Genomic DNA, 13,582 nt, shown 5'->3' with positions numbered 1-13,582 from the left:
CATGACCACCGACACCACCACCAAGGACACCGCCGCGGGCGCGCCCGCCCCCGGCACCGTCGTCCTCGACGCACGCGGCGTCACCATGCGGTTCGGCGGCCTCACCGCCGTCCGGGACGTCGACCTCACCGTCCGCAGCGGCGAGATCGTCGGCCTGATCGGCCCCAACGGCGCCGGCAAGACCACCTTCTTCAACTGCCTCACCGGGCTGTACATCCCCACCGAGGGCGAGGTCCGCTACAAGGACAAGGTGCTCCCGCCCAAGTCCTTCAAGGTGACCGCCGCCGGCATCGCCCGCACCTTCCAGAACATCCGGCTGTTCGCCAACATGACGGTCCTGGAGAACGTCCTCGTCGGCCGCCACACCCGCACCAAGGAGGGCTTCTGGTCGGCCGTCCTGCGCGGGCCCGGCTTCCACAAGGCCGAGGCCGCCTCCCGCGCCCGCGCCATGGAACTGCTGGAGTTCGTCGGCCTCGCCGAGAAGGCCGACCAGCTCGCCCGCAACCTCCCCTACGGCGAGCAGCGCAAGCTCGAGATCGCCCGCGCGCTCGCCAGCGAACCGGGACTGCTGCTCCTCGACGAGCCCACCGCGGGCATGAACCCCCAGGAGACCCGGGCCGCGGAAGAACTCATCTTCGCCATCCGCGACCAGGGCACCGCCGTCCTCGTCATCGAGCACGACATGCGGTTCATCTTCAACCTCTGCGACCGGGTCGCCGTCCTCGTCCAGGGACAGAAGCTGATCGAGGGCGACCCCGCCACGGTCCAGGGCGACGAACGGGTCATCGCCGCCTACATCGGCGAACCGCTGGCGAACGACCCCGGGGCCGCGGAGGCCGCCGAGGTCGAGGCCGCCGAAGCGGCGGCCGAGGCAGCGGGCCGGCCCCGGACCCCCGCCAAGGCGTCCGGCACCCCGGCGCCCGCCGGAACGGCTGACGCGGACACACGGCCGGACACCGAGGCGCGAGCCGCAGCCGCCACGGACGCCGAACCCGCCACGGACGCCGAGACAGAAGCACAGGCGGAGACGGAGGCCGACGCCCCCACGGACGCCGCGCCCGGCAAGGAGAACGACCGATGACCGCACTCCTCGAGGTCGAGGACCTGAAAGTCGCCTACGGCAAGATCCAGGCCGTCAAGGGCATCTCGTTCAGCGTCGGCGCCGGCGAAGTGGTCACCCTGATCGGCACCAACGGCGCCGGCAAGACCACCACCCTGCGCACGCTCTCCGGACTCCTCAAGCCGGTCGGCGGCCAGATCAGGTTCAACGGCAAGTCGCTGAAGAAGGTCCCCGCCCACAAGATCGTCTCGCTCGGACTGGCCCACTCCCCCGAGGGGCGGCACATCTTCCCGCGCATGACGATCGAGGACAACCTCCGCCTCGGCGCCTTCCTGCGCAGCGACAAGGCCGGCATCGAGCAGGACATCCAGCGCGCCTACGACCTCTTCCCCATCCTCGGGGAACGCCGCAAGCAGGCCGCCGGAACCCTCTCCGGCGGTGAGCAGCAGATGCTCGCCATGGGCAGGGCCCTGATGTCCCGGCCCCAGCTGCTCATGCTCGACGAGCCCTCCATGGGTCTGTCGCCGATCATGATGCAGAAGATCATGGCGACCATCGCCGAGCTGAAGTCCCAGGGCACCACCATCCTGCTCGTCGAGCAGAACGCCCAGGCGGCCCTGTCGCTGGCCGACCACGGCCATGTGATGGAGGTCGGCAACATCGTCCTCTCCGGCACCGGCCGCGACCTCCTCCACGACGAGTCGGTCCGCAAGGCCTACCTCGGCGAGGACTGAACCCGCGAGCGAAAGGCCCGCGCCCCCGGTACGGGAGCGCGGGCCTTCGTCGTACCCGTGCCTCAGGGGGCGGCGGCCCCGCTCAGCCGCCCTTCGCGGCCTTCTTCTCCTCGGCGTCGTCGATGACCGCCTGGGCCACCTGCTGCATCGACATGCGCCGGTCCATCGAGGTCTTCTGGATCCAGCGGAACGCGGCCGGCTCGGTCAGCCCGTACTGCGTCTGCAGCACCGACTTGGCGCGGTCCACCAGCTTGCGCGTCTCCAGACGCTGGCTGAGGTCGGCGACCTCACGCTCCAGCTCCTTCAGCTCCGTGAACCGCGACACCGCCATCTCGATCGCGGGCACCACGTCGCTCTTGCTGAACGGCTTGACCAGGTACGCCATCGCGCCCGCGTCCCGCGCCCGCTCCACCAGGTCGCGCTGCGAGAAGGCGGTCAGCATCAGCACGGGGGCGATGGACTCCTCAGCGATCTTCTCGGCCGCGGAGATGCCGTCCAGCTTGGGCATCTTCACGTCGAGGATCACCAGGTCGGGGCGGTGCTCACGGGCCAGCTCGACGGCCTGCTCACCGTCGCCCGCCTCGCCGACGACCGTGTACCCCTCCTCCTCGAGCATCTCTTTGAGATCGAGCCGGATCAGTGCCTCGTCCTCGGCGATGACGACGCGCGTCGTCATCGGCGGCACGTGCGACTTGTCGTCGTCGGACACGTCTGCGGGCTGGGGCGACTCGGGGGCGCTCAACGTGGGCTCCTTGGTGCGAGGCAGAACTCTGCTGACAAGAGCCTACCTAGCTGCGGTAAGGTGGTCGCGCAAAGGGTCGAGGGGAAACCTTTGATTCCTCGGGCCCCGGTAGCCCAATTGGCAGCAGGCAATGGATTCAAAACCCATACAGTGTCGGTTCGAGTCCGACCCGGGGCACCTTTCCTTGGGTTCCAAGGTCACTACGAAGTGGATGTGCACGTTCTCGTGAACATCCACTTTTTGCTGCACGCTCTCGTGGCCGGGGCCTCAGAGTGGCCACATGTACGACATGGGCACACGCCGACGGGCGCTGCAACTGGTGGCGCAGGGCCGCAGTCTGAACGCCGTCAGCAAAGAGATGGGCGTGTCCAGGTACGCCATCCGCTCCTGGCGAACGCGCATCGAGCCGCTCGGGCGCGCGGGCACGTCCTGCCCCCGCTGTCAGGCCACTCCCGGCGTCCCTGACGACCCCGGCGCGTACGCCCACCTTCTCGGCCTGTACCTCGGCGACGGCTGCATCAGCACCCACCGCAGAGGCGTCTGCTACATGCGCGTCGTCCTGGACGAGGCGTGGCCGGGCGTCATCGACGAGTGCGAGGCGGCACTCCGCGCTGTCAGACCCGACAACAGCGTCTGCCGCGTGCGGAGACAGGGCTGTGTGGTGGTGACCAGCTCCAGCAAGCACTGGCCCTGTCTCTTCCCTCAGCACGGACCGGGCATGAAGCACACGCGCACCATCGCCCTGGAGCCCTGGCAGCAGGCGGTCGTCGACGCGCACCCCTGGGCGTTCATCCGCGGGCTCGTCCATTCGGACGGCTGCCGGATCACCAACTGGACGACCCGTGCGGTCGCCGGCGAGCGCAAGCGCTACGAGTACCCGCGGTACTTCTTCACCAACAAGTCCGACGACATCAGGAAGCTCTTCACCGACACGCTGGACAAGGTCGGTGTCGAATGGACGGCGTCGGCCCGTGGCAGCGACCCCTACGACGTCTCCGTGGCCCGCAAGGCGTCCGTCGCCCTGATGGATCTCCACGTGGGTCCCAAGTACTGACCCGGGACGCGGTGCGCGGTCACTTCGGGCGGTCGTCCTCGCCGATGTGGTGGACGCGGACCATGTTGGTGGAGCCGGAGACCCCGGGCGGGGAGCCGGCGGTGATGACGACCGTGTCGCCCTCGGCGCAGCGGGCGTACCGCAGCAGGAGTTCGTCGACCTGGTCGACCATGGCGTCCGTGGAGTCCACGTGCGGGCCGAGGAAGGTCTCGACGCCCCAGGAGAGGCTGAGCTGGGAGCGGGTGGCCGGGTCCGGGGTGAAGGCGAGCAGGGGGATGGGTGAGCGGTAGCGGGAGAGGCGGCGGGCGGTGTCGCCCGACTGGGTGAAGGCGACGAGGAAGCGGGCGCCGAGGAAGTCGCCCATCTCCGCGGCCGCGCGGGCGACGGCGCCGCCCTGGGTGCGGGGTTTGTCGCGTTCGGTCAGCGGGGGCAGGCCGCGGGCGAGGATGTCCTCCTCGGCGGCCTCGACGATGCGGGCCATGGTGCGCACGGTCTCGACGGCGTGCTTGCCGACGCTGGTCTCGCCGGAGAGCATCACGGCGTCGGTGCCGTCGATGACGGCGTTGGCGACGTCGGAGGCTTCGGCGCGGGTGGGCCGGGCGTTGTCGATCATCGAGTCGAGCATCTGGGTGGCGACGATGACCGGCTTGGCGTTGCGCCGGGCGAGTGCGACGGCGCGCTTCTGGACGATGGGGACCTGTTCGAGCGGCATCTCGACGCCCAGGTCGCCGCGGGCCACCATGACGCCGTCGAAGGCGGCGACGATCTCGTCGAGGGCCTGGACGGCCTGGGGTTTCTCGATCTTGGCGATGACGGGGAGGCGGCGGCCCTCCTCGTCCATGATGCGGTGGACGTCCTTGATGTCGCGTCCGCTGCGCACGAAGGAGAGGGCGACGACGTCGAAGCCGGTGCGCAGCGCCCAGCGCAGGTCGTCCTCGTCCTTTTTGGAGAGGGCGGGCACGGAGACGGCGACGCCGGGGAGGTTGAGGCCCTTGTGGTCGGAGACGACGCCGCCTTCGACGACGGTGGTGTGGACGCGGGGGCCGTCGACGGCGGTGACCTCGAGGGTGACCCGGCCGTCGTCGACGAGGACGCGTTCGCCCGGGGTGACGTCCTCGGCGAGGCCGGCGTGGGTGGTGCCGCAGAGGTGGCGGTCGCCTTCGACGCCGTCCTCGACGCTGATGGTGAAGGGGTCGCCGCGTTCGAGGAGTACGGGGCCTTCGGCGAAGCGGCCCAGGCGGATCTTGGGGCCTTGGAGGTCGGCGAGGAGTCCTACGCTGCGGCCGGTCTCGTCGGCGGCCTTGCGCACCTTTCGGTACCGCTCCTCGTGCTCGGCGTGCTCGCCGTGGCTGAGGTTGAAGCGGGCCACGTCCATTCCGGCGTCGACCAGGGCTTTGATCTGGTCGTACGAGTCCGTCGCGGGACCCAGGGTGCAGACGATTTTCGCTCGGCGCATGGTTCGACCCTAGGCCTTACCCGTGGGTAGTGATGTGGTGGCGGGTGACGGCTGAACGGCTTGCGGGTGAAAGGGTATTGACAAGTGCCGAATTGTGCGGTGGGCCGCTCCGGTGAGCGTGCGGGGCCGGTCACCGGATCGACACCTGAGGGGGGTGTTCCGGATCGACGTGTTCAGGTCAGAATCGTCGGGCGCATCTACGCGCGTTGTGCGCCGTCGTCGTACGAGGAGAACCTGACATGCCCTTGAACCGCCGGAAGTTCCTCAGGAAGTCTGCCGTCACGGGGGCGGGGGTGGCGCTGGCGGGTGCGGCGGCCGCTCCCGCGGCCGAGGCCGCGGCGCCGGCGGGACGGGGGGAGAAGCCGGTGAAGCGGTACGCGCTGACCGTGATGGGCACGACGGACCTGCACGGTCACGTCTTCAACTGGGACTACTTCAAGGACGCCGAGTACCAGGACAAGGACGGCAACGCGCAGGGGCTGGCCCGGGTGTCCACGCTGGTGAACCGGATCCGCGAGGAGCGCGGCCGGGAGAACACGCTGCTGCTGGACGCGGGCGACACCATCCAGGGCACCCCGTTGGCGTACTACTACGCGAAGGTGGATCCGATCACCGCCGAGGGCGGTCCGGTGCACCCGATGGCACAGGCGATGAACGCCATCGGGTACGACGCGGTGGCGCTCGGCAACCACGAGTTCAACTACGGCATCGAGACGCTGCGGGCGTTCGAGGAGCAGTGCGACTTCCCGCTGCTGGGCGCCAACGCGCTCGACGCGAGGACGCTGAAGCCCGCCTTCCCCCCGTACTTCGTCAAAAAGTTCCACGTGAGGGGCGCCCCGCCGGTGAAGGTGGCGGTCCTCGGGCTGACCAACCCGGGCATCGCGATCTGGGACAAGGCCTACGTGCGGGGCAAGCTGACCTTCCCGGGCCTGGAGGAGCAGGCGGCGAGGTGGGTGCCGAAGCTGCGCTCGATGGGCGCGGACGTCGTGGTGGTCTCCGCCCACTCGGGCACCTCCGGCACCTCCTCCTACGGTGACCAGCTGCCGCACGTGGAGAACGCGGCGGCGGACGTGGCGCGGCGGGTGCCGGGCATCGACGCCATCCTGGTCGGCCACGCGCACGCGGAGATCGCGGAGCTGCGGGTGACCAACGAGAGGACCGGCAGGGAGGTCGTGCTGTCGGAGCCGCTGTGCTACGCGGAGCGGCTGACGCTGTTCGACATCGAGCTCGTCCTCGAGCGGGGCCGCTGGCGGGTGGAGTCGGTGAGGGCGTCGCTGCGGGACGCGGCGTCGGTGGAGGACGACCCGCGGATCACCCGGCTGCTGGGCGACGAGCACGCGCGGGTGGTGGCGTACGTCAACCAGGTGGTGGGGACGGCGACCGAGACGCTGACGACGGTGGAGGCGCGGTACAAGGACGCGCCGGTCATCGACCTGATCAGCAAGGTGCAGGAGGACGTGGTCCGGGAGGCGCTGGCGGGCACGGAGCACGCCGCGCTGCCGGTGCTGTCGCAGGCGTCGCCGTTCTCCCGGACCAGCGAGATCCCGGCGGGCGAGGTGACCGTCCGGGACCTGTCCGGCCTGTACGTGTACGACAACACGCTGGTGGCGAAGCTGATGACGGGCGCTCAGGTGCGGGCGTACCTGGAGTACTCGGCGGAGTACTTCGTGCGGACCGCCGCGGACGCGCCGGTGGACGTGGAGAGGCTGACCAACGCGAACGGCCGTCCGGACTACAACTACGACTACGTGTCGGGTGTCACGTACGACATCGACATCGCCCGGCCGGCCGGGTCGCGGATCAGGAACCTGAGGTTCGACGGCGCCCCGGTGGACGACGCGCAGCGGTTCGTGCTGGCGGTGAACAACTACCGCGCCAACGGCGGCGGGGCGTTCCCGCACGTGGCGTCGGCGCCGGAGCTGTGGGCGGAGTCGACGGAGATCCGCACCCGGATCGCGGAGTGGGTGACGGCCAGGGGCGTGTTCGACCCCAAGGACTTCGCGTCGCAGGGCTGGCGGCTGACCCGGGACGGCACGCCGGTGTTCTGACCGTCGCTCGCGGGGGTGCCCGTCGGGGGCGCCGCCGGTCCGTCCGGCGGTGCCCCCGACGGGTTCCCGTCCGCTGTCACGCCTGCTGGACGCGCAGGGCGCGGGCCAGGTCGTCGAGCCGGTCGGTGAACTGGCGGCGCAGGGCCGGCACGGGGTCGGCCCTGCGCAGGGTCTTCTCGCCGAGTTCCAGGGTCTCGGCGTCGACGGCGTGGGCGGGGAAGGCCCAGCGTCCGGCGGCCGTGGCGATGGCGGGTCCGCGGCGTGCGGCGAGGGCGACGGCGTCCTTGAAGTAGCGCGCCACGTAGGGGCGGACCAGTTCGGCCTGCTCGGGCTGCCAGAAGCCCTGGGCGGTGGCGGTGAACAGGTAGGCGGACAGGTCGTCGGAGCCGAACATGGCCTCCCAGGCGCGGGCCTTGGCGTCCGGGTCGGGCAGGGCGGCCCGGCAGCGGGCGGCGCCCTCCTGGCCGGTGGCGCTGGGGTCGCGGCGCAGTTCCCCGGCGATGGCGGACTCGTCGACGGCGCCGAGCACCGCGAGCCGGGCGAGGATCCGCCAGCGCAGTTCCGGGTCGAGTTCGGGGCCGCCGGGGACGGTGCCCTCGGCGAGCCAGGCGGCGATGGTCTCGGGGCGGACGGCGGCGTCGATGCAGTGGCGCACCGCGACCAGGCGCAGGCCCGGGTGGTCGCCGTCCTCGGTGCGGCGGATGAGGTCGCGGCACAGGTCGGTGAGGGTGGCGAGCGCGGCGGGCCGCCGGTCCGGGGTGAGGTAGTGGTCGGCGGCCTCTCCGGACGCGAAGGCGAGGACGCCCTGGGCGAGGGCGACGTCGGTCTCGTGGGGCAGGTGGGCGCGGGCGATGTCGAGGTAGTCGCCGGCGGGCAGCTCCCCGTCGCGTACGGCGTCCCTGAGGGCGTTCCACACCACGGCGCGGGTGAGCGGGTCGGGCAGCCCGGACAGGTGGGTGCGCAGGGTGGTCAGGGAGTCGGGGTCGAAGCGGATCTTGGCGTAGCTGAGGTCGCCGTCGTTGAGGACGACGAGGGCGGGGCGGGTGCCGCCGGTGTCGAGGGAGGCGGTTCCGTCGGCGGGGACGTCGGCGTCGGCGCGTTCGCGCAGGACGAGGCGTCCGGGGTCGTGCAGGTCGCGGTCGTAGACGCCGACGGCGATGCGGTGCGGGCGCCTGCCGCCCTCGGTGGAGCCGGGCCCGCCGGTGTTGCGGACGGTGAGGGCCCAGGCGCCGTGGTCGCCGGTGCGGATCTCGGGGGCGAGGGTGTCGACGCCGGTGGTGCGCAGCCAGGCGTCGGCCCAGGCGTGCACGTCGCGCTCGGTGGCGGAGGCCAGCGAGCCGATGAACTCGGCGAGGCCGGCGTTGCCGAAACGGTACCGCTCGAAGTGGGTGTTGATGCCGGCGAGGAAGTCCTTCTCGCCGAGCCAGGCGACGAGCTGGCGCAGGGCGGAGGCGCCCTTGGCGTAGGAGATGCCGTCGAAGTTGAGCAGGGCGGAGGCGGTGTCCTCGACGTGCTCCGGGGCGACGGGGTGGGTGGAGGGACGCTGGTCGGCGTCGTAGCCCCAGGCCTTGCGGGAGACGCCGAAGTCGGTCCAGGTGCTGGTGCCGCGCCAGCGGGGCGGCTGTCCGCCGGGGCTCGCGGGGGTGACCTCGTTGAGGGTCTGGTAGCCCATGTACTCGGCGAAGGACTCGTTCAGCCAGATGTCGTCCCACCAGCGGAGGGTGACGAGGTCGCCGAACCACATGTGGGCCATCTCGTGGGCGATCACCATGGCGCGGGTCTGCCGCTCGGTGTCGGTGACGGCCGAGCGGTAGACGAACTCGTCGCGGAAGGTGACCAGTCCGGGGTTCTCCATGGCGCCCGCGTTGAACTCGGGCACGAACGCCTGGTCGTAGGAGTCGAAGGGGTAGGGCTCGGCGAACTTCTCGTGGTAGCGGTCGAAGCAGGCGCGGGTGATGTCGAGGAGTTCCTCCGTGTCCGCCTCGAGGTACGGGGCGAGGGAGCGGCGGCAGTGCAGGCCGAAGGGCAGGCCGCGGTGTTCGGTGCGCACGGAGTGCCAGGGGCCGGCGGCGACGGCGACGAGGTAGGTGGAGACGGGCGGGGTGGGCGCGGCCTTCCACACGCCGCCGCCGGTGTGCTCGGTGACGCCGTTGGCGAGGACCGTCCAGTGCTCGGGCGCGGTGACGGTGAGCTCGAAGACGGCCTTGAGGTCGGGCTGGTCGAAGGCGGCGAAGACGCGCTGCACGTCGTCCAGGAAGAGCTGGGTGTAGACGTAGGTCTCGCCGTCGGTGGGGTCGGTGAAGCGGTGCATGCCCTCGCCGGTGCGGGAGTAGCGCATGCGCGCGTCGACCAGCAGCTCGTGTCCGCCGGCGGTGAGGTTCCTCAGCGGGATCCGGCCGTCGTCGAGGAGGGCGGGGTCCAGGGGCTGTCCGTCGAGCGTGACTCTGCGCAGTTCGGCGGGCTTGATCTCGACGAAGGTGTCCGCGTCCGCGCGGGCGGTGAACCCGATGAGGGTGCGGGAGTCGAACGTCTCGTCCCCGGCGGTCAGATCGAGGGCGATCGTGTAGCGGTGGACGTCGATGAGCTGTGCTCGGTTCTGCGCTTCGTCGCGCGTCAGTACGGACATGCACGCCATGCTGCCTGATGCCGCCTGCCGGGCACAGGGGTGGATGGGGTACGCGGCCTATGTCCGGTCCCTTCCGGGCTCCGCGGTGTGCGCCCCCGGGGGCTGTGCGGGGGGCACGTGCGCGTGCGGGAGGGGTGGCGCGGGGCGTGCGGCGGGGGCGCCGGCCGCGTCGAGGCGGGCGCGCGGGGAGCGCGCCTCGGCCTCCGGGGCGCGCCCGCGCCGGCGGGTGTCGTGGAGGTGGTGCGCCTTGGTGCGCGGCGCCCAGGGGGCGAGGGGGGGTGGCGGGGGCCGGCGAGGAGGACGCGGGCGACGGGCGGCCTGGCGCGCGTCCTTCCTCGCCAGGGCCGGACGCGGGTCCGGGAGGTGACGGACGGTGCTCGGCGTCCGGCAGGGCGTGCACGCCGTGCACGCGCCGCCCGGGCCGCCGCGTCGCTCCCCGCCGCGTCCCGGGCCGGCGTCCGGTCCGCTCAGGAGGCGCCGTTCGCGGTGTCGTCGGCGATGCGCTCGTGGTGGCGGATCACCTCGGCGATGATGAACGTCAGGAACTTCTCCGCGAAGGCCGGGTCGAGCTTGGCGCTCTCGGCGAGGGCGCGCAGCCGGGCGATCTGGCGGGCCTCGCGCCCCGGGTCGGCGGGCGGCAGCCGGTGCTCGGCCTTGAGCCGGCCGACCTGCTGGGTGCACTTGAAGCGCTCGGCGAGCATGTGGACGACGGCCGCGTCGATGTTGTCGATGCTGTCGCGCAGGCGGGTCAGTTCGTCGAGGACCGCGGGGTCGGCGTCGGGGCCGGCGGCGTTGCTGGTGGTCATGGCGGTTCAGCCTACGGCGGGCGGGCCGGGCGTCCGGAGACGGCGGCGGGCGGGGCGGGCCCGTACAGTGGAGGGGGTCCAGGCGCGGCGGGGGTGCGACGTGGCGAACGGCGGACCGGTGGAGCACGGTTACCCGCATCTGCGGACGGTGCGGGAGTCCGTCACGGCGCTGTACCGGCGTCTGTCGTACGACACGGTCCGCACCTTCTCGGTGAGCGTGGCGCCGGCCGACGTGGCGTTCTGCGACACGGACGACCTGCATCTGGGGGCGCAGCGGGTGGCGCGCGAGATGGTGACGCACTACCGGCTGCCGGACGCGCGGCTGATCGTCGGGTTCCGTGAGATGACGCATGCGGCGAACGTCGAACTGGCGGCGGGTCCGGAGTACTTCGTCGAGCTGAACGACCGGTTCCGCACGCATCGGCGGGACATCGGGGCGGCGCTGGCGCACGAGGTGGCGCACGTGTACCTGCACCGGCTCGGGCTGTCGTTCCCGTCGACGCGGGAGAACGAGATCCTCACGGACACCACGGCGGCGTACCTCGGGGCGGGGTGGCTGCTGCTGGACGCGTTCCGGGAGGACGGGGCGTCGTCGCAGAAGCTCGGGTACCTCACGCCGGAGGAGTTCGGGTACGTGCTGGCGAAGCGTGCGCTGCTGTTCGGCGAGGACCCGTCGGTGTGGTTCACCAGCCCGCAGGCGTACACGGCGTACCGCGAGGGGCTGGCGCTGGCGCGGCGGGACGCGGAGCAGCCGCCGTTGCGCTCGGCGGGGTGGGCCGGGCGGCGCCGGTACGCGCGGGACCGGCGGCACGCGCTGGGGGACGCGGAGGCGCCGGGCGCGGGGCGGGAGACGGCGTACCGGTTCTCGGCGGAGGGTCACGGTCCGCTGCGGGTGTCGTTCCCGTGTCCCACCTGCCACCAGCGGATCCGGGTGCCGGTGGCCGGGCGGGTGCGGGCGCGGTGCGGTCTGTGCCGGTCCGTGCTGGAGTGCGACACCTAGTGGTCCGGAGCCCGCGTCCCGCCCGCGACGACCGCCACGAGCACGGCATTTCGCCCCCGGCGTTCGCCCGCCCCTCGGCTGTTCGCTATTTTGTTCGCCGCTGTCGTCGTGTGCGCCGCCGTCCCCCCGCCGGCCGTTTCCGTCCCGACCCCGCCGAGGAGCCGGCCTGTGGAGCCCGAGTCCACCGTCACCACCTGCTACCGCCATCCGCGGGTGGAGTGCCGGGTGCGCTGCGTCCGCTGCGAGCGGTGCATCTGCCCCGACTGCATGCGCGAGGCGGCCGTGGGCCACCAGTGTCCCGACTGCGTGCGGGAGGGCGTCCGGTCGGTGCGGCAGGCGCGCACTCTGGTGGGCGGCCGGGTCTCGGTGGTGCCCGTGGTGACGTACGCGCTGATCGCGGTGAACGCGCTGGTGTACCTGGCGGAGGTGGTCCGGCCGGAGGTCGTGGACCGGTTCGCGATGGTGGGCGCGGGGCTGCTCGGCCCGGACGGCGGCCACTACGTGTGGACGCGGCCGTATCCCGCGGACCTCACCCCGGAGGGCGTCGCGGGCGGCGAGTGGTACCGGCTGCTGACCGGCGCGTTCCTGCATCTGCCGCCCGCGGAGGGGACGTTCGGCGTCCTCCACGTGCTGATGAACATGGCGGTGCTGTGGAGCCTGGGCCGGGTGGTCGAGCCGATGCTGGGCCGGGTCCACTACCTCGCGCTGTATCTGCTGTCGGCGCTGGGCGGTTCGGTGCTGGTGCTGCTGATCGCGCCCTCGGACCCCACGGTCGGCGCGTCCGGCGCGCTGTTCGGGGTCGGGGCCGCTTTCTACGTGGTGTCCCGGCGGGTGGGCGCCGACCTGCGCGGGGTGAACCGCTTCATGGCCGGGCTGCTGCTGTGGCTGGTGGTCTCCGCGGTGTTCACCTCGTGGCAGAGTCACCTGGGCGGGCTGCTCACGGGCGGGCTGGCGGCGCTCGCGTTCGCCTGGGCGCCGCGCGACGGGCGCCGCGTCCCGGTGCAGGCCGGCGCGTGCGCGGGGCTGGTGGTGCTGCTCGCCGTCCTGGCGGCGGCGAAGGTGTCGGAACTGACAGGTGGAGGGATCCCCCAGTGAAACGTGCCGGTGTGCTCTTCCTCGCGGGCGTCCCCGTGGTCGCCACGGCGGTGTACTTCGTCCTGCCGTCGGGGGCCGCCGACGCGCCGGCCGCCCCGTCCTCGGTCAGCGCGCAGTCCTCCCGTGACGACGTCAAGGACCGGGCCGAGCAGGACCACGGGCAGCGGCGGGACAAGGACGACGAGATCATCGCCTCCCTGCCGCCGGGGCTGGCCGCCCCCGACAAGAAGGAGCTGGCCCACCGGCTGGTGGCGAGCGCCGAGCACTCCACCACGGACTGGCGCTCCACCTACGGGGTCATCGAGGACGGGGGCGACGACTGCGGCTACACCGCGGGCATCGTCGGCTTCTGCACCGGCACCCACGATCTGCTCACCCTGGTGGAGCACTACACCGAGAGCCGTCCCGGCAACGGTCTCGCGCGTTACCTGCCGGCCCTGCGGAAGGTCGACGGCACCGACTCGCTCGAGGGGCTGGACCCCGGCTTCACCGACGCGTGGAAGACGGAGGCGGAGCTGCCGGAGTTCCGCGCGGCGCAGGAGGCGGAGCGCGACCGGGTCTACTTCGATCCGGCGGTCCGCCTCGCCAAGCTGGACGGCCTGGGCACCCTGGGCCAGTTCGTGTACTTCGACGCGATGGTCTTCCACGGCACCGGCACCGACGAGAACGGCTTCTACGCCCTGCGCGAGCGCGCCCTGGAGCGGGCGAAGACGCCCGCCGCGGGCGGGTCGGAGAAGACGTACCTGGACGCCTTCCTCGACGTCCGGCGCGCCACCATGCTCGCCCGCTACCCGGACCGCGACACCTCCCGCGTCGACACGGCCCAGCGCCGCTTCCTCCAGGCCGGGAACCTGGACCTGGACACCCCGCTCACCTGGGAGATGTACGGGACCTCCTACACCCTGCGCTGACCATGTCGCGGCGCCTGCCCAGGGGTCCGGTCGGGGACTGGCGGGCAGGC

General features: G+C 72.0%; 11 protein-coding genes and 1 tRNA gene. 8 read left to right on the top strand and 4 right to left on the bottom strand.

All coding sequences use genetic code 11. The annotated features are described in order from the left end of the window. Window position 1: 1 nt before the first annotated feature. Window positions 2-1,081 carry an ABC transporter ATP-binding protein gene (locus tag C1708_RS24515; RefSeq protein ID WP_106414700.1) on the top strand — a complete coding sequence of 360 codons (1,080 nt, stop codon included), beginning with the start codon at window positions 2-4 and terminating at the stop codon, window positions 1,079-1,081. Next, a complete protein-coding gene (locus C1708_RS24510; RefSeq protein WP_106414699.1) occupies window positions 1,078-1,794 on the top strand; it encodes an ABC transporter ATP-binding protein in 717 nt (238 codons plus the stop codon). Before C1708_RS24515 ends, C1708_RS24510 begins: the two co-directional genes overlap by 4 nt. A gap of 82 nt (window positions 1,795-1,876) precedes the next feature. On the opposite strand, the gene C1708_RS24505 is transcribed toward C1708_RS24510, so the two are convergent. After that, window positions 1,877-2,536: an ANTAR domain-containing response regulator gene (locus C1708_RS24505; protein ID WP_106414698.1), complete on the bottom strand. Its 660-nt coding sequence runs from the start codon at window positions 2,534-2,536 to the stop codon at window positions 1,877-1,879. A 102-nt stretch (window positions 2,537-2,638) separates the two neighbouring features. Between C1708_RS24505 and C1708_RS24500 the strand changes: the two genes are divergently transcribed. Both C1708_RS24500 and C1708_RS24495 read left to right on the top strand, forming a co-directional pair. Beyond that, a tRNA-Leu gene (locus C1708_RS24500) sits at window positions 2,639-2,713 on the top strand. A 103-nt stretch (window positions 2,714-2,816) separates the two neighbouring features. Next, window positions 2,817-3,590, top strand: a complete 774-nt coding sequence (locus C1708_RS24495; RefSeq protein WP_106414697.1) for a helix-turn-helix domain-containing protein — start codon at window positions 2,817-2,819, stop codon at window positions 3,588-3,590. Window positions 3,591-3,609: 19 nt separating this feature from the next. Here the strand turns inward: C1708_RS24495 and pyk are convergent, their stop codons facing one another. Continuing rightward, the gene (gene pyk / locus C1708_RS24490) at window positions 3,610-5,046 is read right to left on the bottom strand and encodes a pyruvate kinase (RefSeq protein ID WP_106414696.1); all 1,437 of its coding nucleotides are present in this window, start codon (window positions 5,044-5,046) and stop codon (window positions 3,610-3,612) included. Between the two features lie 239 nt (window positions 5,047-5,285). Here pyk and C1708_RS24485 point away from each other — a divergent pair, with 239 nt between their 5' ends. Then, window positions 5,286-7,094, top strand: a complete 1,809-nt coding sequence (locus C1708_RS24485; protein WP_106414695.1) for a bifunctional metallophosphatase/5'-nucleotidase — start codon at window positions 5,286-5,288, stop codon at window positions 7,092-7,094. A 76-nt stretch (window positions 7,095-7,170) separates the two neighbouring features. On the opposite strand, the gene pepN is transcribed toward C1708_RS24485, so the two are convergent. After that, complete coding sequence (pepN, locus tag C1708_RS24480) at window positions 7,171-9,729, bottom strand: aminopeptidase N (protein WP_106414694.1); 2,559 nt, start codon at window positions 9,727-9,729, stop codon at window positions 7,171-7,173. A gap of 458 nt (window positions 9,730-10,187) precedes the next feature. Then, window positions 10,188-10,526 carry a chorismate mutase gene (locus C1708_RS24470; RefSeq protein ID WP_106414693.1) on the bottom strand — a complete coding sequence of 113 codons (339 nt, stop codon included), beginning with the start codon at window positions 10,524-10,526 and terminating at the stop codon, window positions 10,188-10,190. 100 nt (window positions 10,527-10,626) lie between these two features. Between C1708_RS24470 and C1708_RS24465 the strand changes: the two genes are divergently transcribed. The 3 genes from C1708_RS24465 to C1708_RS24455 all read left to right on the top strand — a co-directional run bounded on the left by C1708_RS24465 (window position 10,627) and on the right by C1708_RS24455 (window position 13,532). Beyond that, window positions 10,627-11,526 (top strand): hypothetical protein, encoded by a 900-nt coding sequence (locus C1708_RS24465; protein ID WP_106416473.1) that lies wholly within the window; start codon window positions 10,627-10,629, stop codon window positions 11,524-11,526. Window positions 11,527-11,694: 168 nt separating this feature from the next. Then, entirely contained in the window at window positions 11,695-12,621 is a 927-nt protein-coding gene (locus C1708_RS24460) for a rhomboid family intramembrane serine protease (RefSeq protein ID WP_106414692.1), read from the top strand. Then, complete coding sequence (locus C1708_RS24455) at window positions 12,618-13,532, top strand: chitosanase (RefSeq protein WP_106414691.1); 915 nt, start codon at window positions 12,618-12,620, stop codon at window positions 13,530-13,532. The genes C1708_RS24460 and C1708_RS24455 overlap by 4 nt, the downstream gene beginning before the upstream one ends. The last annotated feature ends 50 nt before the right edge of the window (window positions 13,533-13,582 follow it).

This window comes from Streptomyces sp. DH-12 (genome assembly GCF_002899455.1).
In the GTDB taxonomy this organism is placed as follows: Bacteria; Actinomycetota; Actinomycetes; order Streptomycetales; family Streptomycetaceae; genus Streptomyces.
This window is presented reverse-complemented; position numbering and strand designations above follow the sequence as displayed.